The 8,680-nt window shown below is 63.9% G+C and carries 9 protein-coding genes; 6 read left to right on the plus strand and 3 right to left on the minus strand.

What is annotated here, in order from left to right; all coding sequences use genetic code 11:
• Positions 1-11: 11 nt before the first annotated feature.
• From DNK10_RS24285 to DNK10_RS24295, 3 genes are all read right to left on the minus strand, one after another.
• Positions 12-2,852 carry a class I adenylate cyclase gene (locus DNK10_RS24285; protein WP_131193324.1) on the minus strand — a complete coding sequence of 947 codons (2,841 nt, stop codon included), beginning with the start codon at positions 2,850-2,852 and terminating at the stop codon, positions 12-14.
• A gap of 110 nt (positions 2,853-2,962) precedes the next feature.
• A complete protein-coding gene (locus DNK10_RS24290; protein ID WP_131178258.1) occupies positions 2,963-3,208 on the minus strand; it encodes a TIGR02647 family protein in 246 nt (81 codons plus the stop codon).
• Positions 3,209-3,368: 160 nt separating this feature from the next.
• Entirely contained in the window at positions 3,369-3,644 is a 276-nt protein-coding gene (locus tag DNK10_RS24295; RefSeq protein WP_131178257.1) for a hypothetical protein, read from the minus strand.
• Positions 3,645-3,809: 165 nt separating this feature from the next.
• On the opposite strand from DNK10_RS24295, the gene DNK10_RS24300 reads away from it, so the two are divergent.
• From DNK10_RS24300 to DNK10_RS24325, 6 genes are all read left to right on the plus strand, one after another.
• Complete coding sequence (locus DNK10_RS24300) at positions 3,810-4,607, plus strand: IclR family transcriptional regulator (RefSeq protein ID WP_131178256.1); 798 nt, start codon at positions 3,810-3,812, stop codon at positions 4,605-4,607.
• Complete coding sequence (locus tag DNK10_RS24305) at positions 4,604-5,581, plus strand: 2-dehydro-3-deoxygalactonokinase (RefSeq protein ID WP_131193325.1); 978 nt, start codon at positions 4,604-4,606, stop codon at positions 5,579-5,581. The genes DNK10_RS24300 and DNK10_RS24305 overlap by 4 nt, the downstream gene beginning before the upstream one ends.
• Positions 5,574-6,197: a 2-dehydro-3-deoxy-6-phosphogalactonate aldolase gene (locus tag DNK10_RS24310; RefSeq protein WP_131193326.1), complete on the plus strand. Its 624-nt coding sequence runs from the start codon at positions 5,574-5,576 to the stop codon at positions 6,195-6,197. Before DNK10_RS24305 ends, DNK10_RS24310 begins: the two co-directional genes overlap by 8 nt.
• Positions 6,198-6,258: 61 nt before the next feature.
• On the plus strand, positions 6,259-7,275 hold the full coding sequence (locus DNK10_RS24315) for a Bug family tripartite tricarboxylate transporter substrate binding protein (protein WP_131178253.1): 1,017 nt from the start codon (positions 6,259-6,261) through the stop codon (positions 7,273-7,275).
• Between the two features lie 66 nt (positions 7,276-7,341).
• Positions 7,342-7,833: a tripartite tricarboxylate transporter TctB family protein gene (locus DNK10_RS24320; RefSeq protein ID WP_131193327.1), complete on the plus strand. Its 492-nt coding sequence runs from the start codon at positions 7,342-7,344 to the stop codon at positions 7,831-7,833.
• Between the two features lie 2 nt (positions 7,834-7,835).
• Positions 7,836-8,680: tripartite tricarboxylate transporter permease (locus tag DNK10_RS24325; RefSeq protein ID WP_208738866.1), on the plus strand; the 845-nt coding region annotated here is incomplete at its 3' end.

Genomic DNA, 8,680 nt, shown 5'->3' on the forward strand with positions numbered 1-8,680 from the left:
ATTGTCAGGGGTTAAAGGATCCGCAGCGCACTGTTCAGCGCCTCTTCCAGGCTGGCCTTGTAGCGCAGGTAATGCACCACCGATGGTTGCCGGTCGCCCAGCAGGGCGGAAAGATCCAGGTCGGTGATGTAGCAGGGATAGCGCTTTGCCTCGCTGCGCTGGGCGAGGATATGCCGGGCCACGCTGCTGAACAGGTTGTCGCCATATTCGAGTTCGGAGAATTCCCGGTGGTTGCAGTACAGGCTGATGTAGGCGCGCTGGCCACTGCCGGGTTCGATGATCGCCTGCACATCGTAGAACGGCTGGCTCACTTGCGTCAGTGGCGCGGGCCGTTGTTCCAGGCGCTGAGCGCGCAGTGGCGCGTCGGGCAGTAGCTGCTGGTAGATGATTTCCAGTGGTATCTGCGGGCTTTCCAGAGCCAGTGCGGCGTTGCGCCGGTACAGTAGCGACTGCAGAAAACGCTGCAGGGGTGCCAGCAGGCTGGATTCGTCATGGAACGGCGCCTGGGTGCGCCACACCGCACCATGCTCGTCGAGCACGGTGATCTGCGCTTGGGGATCCGCTTCGTGCAGGCGATAGAACACCTGAATGCAGGCGGGGCGCCCCGCGCTGAGAATCAGTGCCAGATCCTCACCTTCCAGAGCATTGCGGTCGAGGCGTAGCGGGTTGTATTCGGTTCGATCCTGGGCCAGGTGTTCGAGCAGTGCCGGCAGGTCATCCAGCGTGGTGTGGCGAACCTGGCCAGGCGTCAGGTCGAGCAGGTGATAGCGTCGGGTGATCTGCAGCAGGTAGCGCTGGCGATCACCACTGTCGAGGCCGGTGATCAGCTCGCGCAACAGTTCCTCGACACGTTCGACGATGGTCGCAGAGCGATTGCGGCAGAAACAGCGTACCTGCAGCTTGGGGCACCCACCGCTGGCGGGCAGTGCGTTGAGCAGATCGGCGAAGCAGTCGAGCAGGGCATTGGGGCCCTCGTAACGCTCCACCAGCAGCTCGTTCCAGCTGTTGAGGGTAATCTGGTCGAGCGTCAGTACCAGGTTCTCGCGCACGCCGGAGTAACCCAGCGGATCCGTGCGTTCGCTGATCATGTGCAGGTTCATCTGGCTGTGTTGCTTGAGCGGGTCGACGCCGACGTTGACCAGCAATAGCACTGCCGTCGGTCGACGGGCGCGCAGCAGGGCGCTTTCCGGCACGCTGCCCAGCGGCATGGGCAGTGCCTGCGCCAGGCAGTTGAGCAGGTGGCTGAGTTCGAATTCACTGAGGTCGCTGGCGCCCGGATGCAGCGCCAGGTGCGTGCTGCTGTCGATGACACCGTTGCGGTGACACCAGGCGAGCAGTTCGATCAGGCTGCGGGCCTGTCGCAGCGGCGCGAAGTCCAGCCATTCCTGAGGGCCTAGGCTGCCATTGAACAGCGCCCAGCGGTCGCCCTTCGGTGTGGGGCAGTGCACCAGTGTCAAGGTGTCTTCGCCGAGATCCGGAGCGATGCCCGGGTTGATGAATTCCACCTTGCCGGCCCGACGTTCGAACGCCGCATACAGACGGCGGCCGAGTACGGCCAGCTCACGGCTATCAGGCTCCGCGTCGCCGGCCTGGTTGCGCGCGAACAGGGACAGGAAGCGGTAGCTGTAGTTGAGTTCGTTGACCAGCGCTTGGCGTTCGGCGCTCACCTGGCGGACTTTCCACTGGCTACGGCTGTCGAGCATCACCAGTTGGCGCTCACCCCAGCCCCACTGGGCGGTCAGGCGTTCCAGCAGCAGGCGTTGCCAGCTCTTGGCACGGTTGCGCGGCGGTTTGCTGATCTTTTTGTTGACCTTCAGATACAGGCAGCGGCGCACCAGTTCCAGGCGCTCGGACTCGCCGCGTGCTTCGAGGTACTCCTCCAGTCGGCGGTAGATCAGGACGTAGGGATCGAGTTCGTCGAGATCCAGCTGGCCGTCGTACACCGACTGCTTGAAGCGCAGCGACAGGCACTCCAGTCGTGGATGCTCGCTGGCGTAGACCTCGGTGAGCAGCAGCTTGAGCACGGATTTGTACGGCGACTCGATGCCCTTGAACAGCTGCCACATGCCGGCGCCGATGAACTCGCCGGAGGGCACATGGGCCAGGTGGCCGAAGTCGATGACATCCTCGGCGCGAATGAATCGTTTGCTCAGCAGGGTCGCGGTAAACCGCTGGTAGCGGTGTTCGTCGACGGCGGGCACCAGCCACCAGAGCGGTGTGCGGCCGCCCAGCCAGATCGCCGTTCGGTAGAACTCGTCGAGCAGCAGAAAGTGCTGGGTGGTGCCGCAGTCATCCGAGGTGAGCCGGACTTCACGCTCGCCAGCACGAAAGCGCTCCGGGTCGATCAGGAAGAAGTGCGCCTCGGTGTCCTGGCCGGCGGCCCAGGTTTGCAGCAGGTCGCACTTGCGGCGCAGCTCGCTACGGGCATCAGCGCTGAGGTCGCTGGCATGGCAGACCCACAGATCCATGTCGCTTCGCTCGGCCTGTGCCACGGTGCCCAGGCTGCCCATCAGAAACAGACCGTGGATCGGTGTGGGCGTCGGGCCACGGGCCGGCTTGTAGGCGAAGGAACGGGTCAGGCGCTGTGCTTCGGCGAGCAGCTCGGCGCTTGGCTCGAAGCCGCTGAGGCCGGCGGGCGTCTGTGCGCAAACGTAACCGGGCAGCAGAGGATGATTGACGTGAAACAGCAGCGGCAGCAGCGTGAGCACCTGTTGCTGGCGGCTCGACAAGGCCTGCATGGCGCGTTGCTGGCGACCGTGATTGACGGCCATGAAGCGCGCACGCAACTGGCTGAGCACCTTGCGGTCGATGCCGTCGTCGATATTGGGGCGCAGGGGCGGATGGCGCGTCATGCTCGGGCTCGGCCGGGTGATGAGCAAGACTACAGTCGTGCAGTGCCCTGTCGCAATCGTTCGCAGGAGAGAGGCCTGCCACCATCAGGGCAGCAGGCGCTGGTTCGGGTTCAGGCGGGTTGTGGGACGCTGAGAATGGCCCGCAGACTTTGTGCGTGCTCGGCCGCTTCATGACCCAGGCGGGTCAGGTAGCCGCCATCGCTGAGGCTGATCAGCCCCTTGTCGTGCAGGCGCTCGGCGGCGGCGACTACGGATGGTGCTGCATCGTGGTGGATCTTCAATCCCTCCTGACCGTTGTCCAGATTGAACAGCAAAAGGATTTCCAGTTCGGCGACCAGTTCGGCGGTAAAGGCCATGGTGACTCCTGCCTGTTATTGTCGTGCACGGCATCGGCCGTGGGCTCCGGGGGTGTCTGGCGCCCCGCAGGCCAAGTGTAGTCAAGCCGGCGTCGGTTCGCTGGGGCATGCAGCCATTGAGCGAAAAATCTTCTGGTGGCGGGCAGTGGCCGCTGCCGGCTCAGTTTTCCTCGGGCAGTGTCGGCAGCGCACGCAGCGCCTGCTCATAACCTTCGGCATCGAAGGGACGATCCTCACGCAACATGGTGTCCACTTCATGAGCGAGCACCATGGCCATCATCTGCACGATCTCCTCGCGTTCGTAGCCCACCAGCGTCAGCTTGTTCAGCACCGATTGGGCGAAGGCCGGCTCGCCGGATTCCAGCTGATTCTCGATGGCCTGAACCAGTGTGTGCTCGGTGAAGGTTGCGTCGTCGTGCTCGTCGGCAGTGCTCATGTCGCAGATCCATGTGGCTGGAAAGAGCGGCCAGTTTGACAGCGCGCGTACTGGCTGGCCACGCGAAATGCCGTACGGCTCAATTTATTCCTATAATATGGGAGTTTGTTTCGCATATTGAGAATTGCTGAAAAGCCGATTAGAGTCCATCGCCAGGAGAGTCCCATGCCCGATAAAAACAACAATCAAGCACCTACGGGTGCCCAGGCGCTGTTCAGAGGCCTGGCCGTGATCGACGCCGTTGCCCAGGGTGCCAGCAGCCTGGTCGACATCGGCACGACCATCGGCTGCACGCGCAGCACCACGCATCGCCTGATTGCCGCCCTGGTACAGGCTGGCTACCTGCGTGCCATTGGCGGCAATGCCGGTGGCTATCAGCTAGGCCCCAAGCTTATCGAACTGGGCTACAAGGCCCGTGCGCAGATGCCCCTGGCGAACGTCGCGCGGCCCTATCTGGAGGCGCTGGCGCGGCTTACCCAGGACACCGTGCACCTGGGCGTACGTGACGATGGCGACGTGCTCTACATCGAGAAGCTGCCCAGCAGTCGTGGCCTGGAAATGCGTTCGCGGATTGGCTTGCGCATGCCGTTGGCACTGACCGGCATCGGCAAGTCGCTGATGCTCGATCTGCCCGAGGCGCAGTGGCTGGAGCTCTACGAGCAGGGCCTGCAGCGTCGCGCCGGGCAGTCTGGTCTGCGTGAGGAGTTCACCCCGTGGGAGGAGTTCCGCGGCCTGATGAGTGGCTATGCCGAAAGCGGTTTCAGCTTCGATCTGGAAGAGAACGAGCTGGGCGTGCGTTGCGTCGCCGCGCCGGTTCGCGACGCCAGTGGGCAGATCGTCGCCGCGCTGAGTGTAGCCAGCGCCATTCCCTACATGCCGGAGGCGCGTCTGCATGAGTTGCGCCCGGACGTGATCGCCTGTGCGGTCGCCATTTCCCGTGAACTGGGCTGGAGTGCCTCATGACCGACCGCCTCACGCCGACGCTGATCGCCCTGGACTGGGGCACCTCTTCATTGCGTGCCTATCTGCTGGGTGAGGCTGGCCGGGTGCTGGCCACGCAGAGCCGGCCGTGGGGCATCCAGCACACGCCCGATGGCGACTTCGCCCGTGCTTATGAAGAGCTGGTCGGTGACTGGTACCGCCAGTGGCCGGGCTTGCCGGCGCTGGCGTGCGGCATGATCGGCAGCCGCCAGGGCTGGCACGAAGTGCCCTATGCACTGTGTCCGGCCAACGTCAGCGATCTGGTCGAGGGGCTGCTGGCCCTGGACACTGCCTGTGGCACCTTGCATATGGTGCCTGGCGTGCTCGATGCCAGTGCGCTGCCCAATGTGATTCGCGGTGAAGAGACCCAAGTGTTCGGCGCTCTGCAACTGGCGCCCGAACTGCGCGACAACGCCTTGTTGGTGCTGCCTGGCACCCATAGCAAATGGGTCACGGTGCGCGACGGCGCGATCGACCATTTCACCACTCATATGACTGGCGAGCTGTTCGCGGTCTTGCGTGACCATTCGATTCTCGGCCGGCCGGCTCGTGAGCAGGGCAGTGAACGCAGCGATGAGGCTTTCTTTCGTGGCCTCGACGCGGCCCGGCAAAGCGCTGCGGAAGGTGTTTCCGGGCGCCTGTTCAGCACCCGCAGCCTGCTGCTCACCGAGCGCCTGACGGCGGGTGAAAGCCTGGATTACCTCTCCGGGCTGCTGATCGGCGAGGAGCTGCGCAGTGTGCTCGCCAGCATCAAGGAGGATGAGTGCCCACCGTTGGTGCTTATTGGTGACGCGCACCTTTGCGAGCGTTATCGCCTGGCTCTGACGCGCTTCGGTGTCGCCTCCGTGCGTACCCTGGAAAACGCTGGTGTCGCAGGCCTCTGGTACCTGGCCTGCGCCGCCGCCCTGGTCATCGCAACGCCTACCCCCGTTTCGAGGAGTGCCCTGCATGTCTGATACCTATCTGCAGCAACTGCCGCTGATCGCCATCCTGCGCGGCGTCACACCCCAGGAGATCGTACCGGTTGGCCTGGCGTTGTACGAAGCCGGCTTCCGGCTGATCGAGATTCCGCTGAATTCGCCGCAACCCTTGCAGAGCATCGGCTTGCTGGCGGCTGAGCTGGGTGATCGCGCGCTGATCGGGGCCGGCACCGTGCTCAGCACCCGGCAGGTCGAGGAAGTGGCGCAAGCCGGTGGGCGGCTGATCGTATCGCCCAACTGCAACCCCGAGGTGATTCGTGCCACGCGCCATGCCGGGCTGTTCAGCTCGCCTGGCGTGGCCACACCGAGTGAAGGCTTCGCCGCGATGGAGGCGGGCGCCCAGGTGCTCAAGCTGTTTCCCGCCGAGCAGTTCAACCCGTCGATCGTCAAGGCGTGGCGCGCGGTGTTCTCGCGGGACATACCCCTGCTGCCGGTCGGTGGCATCACGCCTGCCGGTATGGCGGCCTATGTCGAAGCGGGCGCCAGTGGTTTCGGCCTTGGCTCGGCGCTGTACAAGCCAGGCATGAGTGCAACCGAGGTCGGCGCGAACGCCGCAGCCTTCGTGACCGCCTGGAGAGCAACGCAACACTGAGATCCGCTGCACCCGATCAACATGACAGCCGTACTCGACAATAATAAAAGGAGAGCTCGTTATGCTCGTTAACCATGCACCTCGCATGTCGCATTCCTCCACCCTCGGCAAGCTGCTGAGCCGCGCCGGTTGCAAGCTGGCCGCACTGACCCTGGCGCTAGGCCTGGCCATGCCAGCGATGGCCGCCGAATGGCCGAGCCGTCCGGTGAGCATCATCGTGCCGGCTGGCGCGGGCGGTGGTTCCGACGGTACCGCGCGGATCCTGTCCAAGTACCTCAAGCAGGAGCTGGGGCAGCAGTTCAACGTCATCAACCTGGGGCAGGGCGGTGGCGTGGTCGGCATCCAGAGGATCATCAGTTCCAAGGCCGACGGCTACACCCTGGGCATTCTGTTCAACTATGCCCACTACAAGGAAATGGGTCAGGCCGACTTCAAGGCCAGCGATTTCACCCCCATTGGCCAGTACAATTTCGACCTGGCCGGTTTTCAGGTCAACACCGACTCCCCTTTCACCAGCCTGCGTCAGGCGCTCGATGCGCTGAAAGCCGATCCCGCCAAGTACACCATCGCCTGCGCTGGCGGTTGTGGCGGTTCGTGGCCGATGGCCGTGGCCGGGCTGCTGGATGCCTGGCAGGTCGACCTGCAGAAGATTCGCATGATTCCTGGTCAGGGCGCCGCTGCGGCAATGCAGGATCTGGCTGCCGGTGGCGTCGATTTCGTGCCGTGCTCGCTGCCCGAGGCCGATGCGCTGCTGCGTTCCAACAAGGTGCGCAGTCTCGCGGTATTCGGTTCCGAGCGTCAGGCCGCCTACCCGGACGTGCCGACTCTGAAAGAAGAAACCGGCCTGGATCTGGAGCTGGGTTCGTTCCGTGCCCTGGTAGCGCCTGCCGGCCTGCCGGACGACATCAAGGTCAAGCTCGAAGCGACCCTGGAGAAGATCTACAACGACCCCGAATGGCGCAAGGAAATGGAAGCCCGAGGTTTCCGTCCGCAATGGCGCAGCGCCGAAGCCTTCGGTGAGTACCTGGAACAGCACACTCGTGATGTCCAGGCGCTGATCGGCAAGCTCAACCCGTAATCGCCATGGCACTCGCCTGCCGCTAGGGCAGGTGGGTGCAGCGGCTGATCGACAGGAGCGCACAGCATGAAATTCAGTGATATCGCCCTCGGGGTATTTTTCACCCTGCTCGGCCTGGGTGTTCTGCTCAGCAGCCAGCAGATGAAAGTCTCGCCGTTCTTTCAATATGGTGCGGGTTTCTTCCCGTCCATCATCGGTGGCCTGCTGGCGCTCTGTGGCGTGATCCTGCTGGCCAAGGGCGTTCGTCTGGCGCGCAGCCAGGATGGCGGCGGCTTCTGGCTGGCGCAGGCCGGCCCGTGGCTGCGCGATCGCGAGCGGCTGATCAACATCCTGCTGGTGCCGCTGCTGGTGGGCACCTTCATTACCGTCATCGAAACCCTGGGCTTCATTCTCTGCTCGGTGTTGCTGATCGGTGTGCTCTGCCAGCGTTTCAGCGGTCGACCACTGCTGTCCTGGGTCACCGCCGTGCTGGCGACCCTGTTCCTCTACCTGTTCTTCCAGCAGGTGATGAGCGTGCAACTGCCCATGGGCTTTCTCACCGATTATCTAGGGGGCTGACCGTGGACGCGATAATCAATGCCTTCGGCATGGTGATGACCTTCGAAGTCCTGGCGGTGATGATGGTCGCCGCTATCTACGGATTGTTCGTCGGTGCCATTCCCGGCCTTACCGCGACCATGGCGGTGGCGCTGATGGTACCGGTGACCTTCTTCATGGATCCGGTGCCGGCGATTGCCGCCATCGTCACCATGGCGGCCATGGCGATCTTCGCCGGTGACCTGCCAGCGGTGTACATGCGCATGCCGGGTACGCCCGCCTCGGCGGCTTATACCGAACCCTGCTATGGCCTGGCGCAGCGTGGCCTGGGCGAATACGCCCTGAGCATGAGTGCGATCAGCTCGGCCATTGGCGGCACTATCGGCGTGTTGGCGCTGATCCTGTTCGCGCCGTTCCTGGCCGAGTTCGCCCTCAACTTCAGCTCCTTCGAATATTTCTGGCTGGCCTGCATGGGCCTGACCGCGGCCATCGCGGTGTCCGACAGTTCGCCCGTCAAGGGCGCCGTCTCGCTGCTGCTCGGTTTACTGGTGGCCAGCGTGGGGCTGGATCCGGTATCCGGCGAGGCACGCTTCACCTTCGGCAATGCCGATCTGCTCGGTGGCCTGGGTTTCATCCCGGTGATCATTGGCCTGTTCGCCGTGGCGGAAATCCTGCGCTTCTGCACCCGCAACAGCCGCGTCGGCAACTCCCGGCAGGCAGCGCTGGTGGCGCAGAAGCCGATGCTGCTGCAGGCGCTGCGCGATATCTTCAAATACAAGGCGGGCGTCGGTCAGGGCTCGGTAGTCGGGGTTCTGGTGGGGATTCTGCCGGGGGCGGGGGCCGATGTCGCCGCGTACATTTCCTACGC

Origin of the sequence: Phytopseudomonas daroniae (assembly GCF_004327275.1) — a bacterium.
In the GTDB taxonomy this organism is placed as follows: Bacteria; Pseudomonadota; Gammaproteobacteria; order Pseudomonadales; family Pseudomonadaceae; genus Aquipseudomonas; species Aquipseudomonas daroniae.

What these genes read in the sequence shown, in the direction of transcription:
- DNK10_RS24305 (WP_131193325.1), top strand. Translation starts at nt 4,604, where the DNA reads ATGACCGACCGCCTCACGCCGACGCTGATCGCCCTGGACTGGGGCACC.
- DNK10_RS24315 (WP_131178253.1), top strand. Translation starts at nt 6,259, where the DNA reads ATGCTCGTTAACCATGCACCTCGCATGTCGCATTCCTCCACCCTCGGC.
- DNK10_RS24295 (WP_131178257.1), bottom strand. Translation starts at nt 3,644, where the DNA reads ATGAGCACTGCCGACGAGCACGACGACGCAACCTTCACCGAGCACACA.
- DNK10_RS24320 (WP_131193327.1), top strand. Translation starts at nt 7,342, where the DNA reads ATGAAATTCAGTGATATCGCCCTCGGGGTATTTTTCACCCTGCTCGGC.
- DNK10_RS24290 (WP_131178258.1), bottom strand. Translation starts at nt 3,208, where the DNA reads ATGGCCTTTACCGCCGAACTGGTCGCCGAACTGGAAATCCTTTTGCTG.
- DNK10_RS24310 (WP_131193326.1), top strand. Translation starts at nt 5,574, where the DNA reads ATGTCTGATACCTATCTGCAGCAACTGCCGCTGATCGCCATCCTGCGC.
- DNK10_RS24300 (WP_131178256.1), top strand. Translation starts at nt 3,810, where the DNA reads ATGCCCGATAAAAACAACAATCAAGCACCTACGGGTGCCCAGGCGCTG.
- DNK10_RS24285 (WP_131193324.1), bottom strand. Translation starts at nt 2,852, where the DNA reads ATGACGCGCCATCCGCCCCTGCGCCCCAATATCGACGACGGCATCGAC.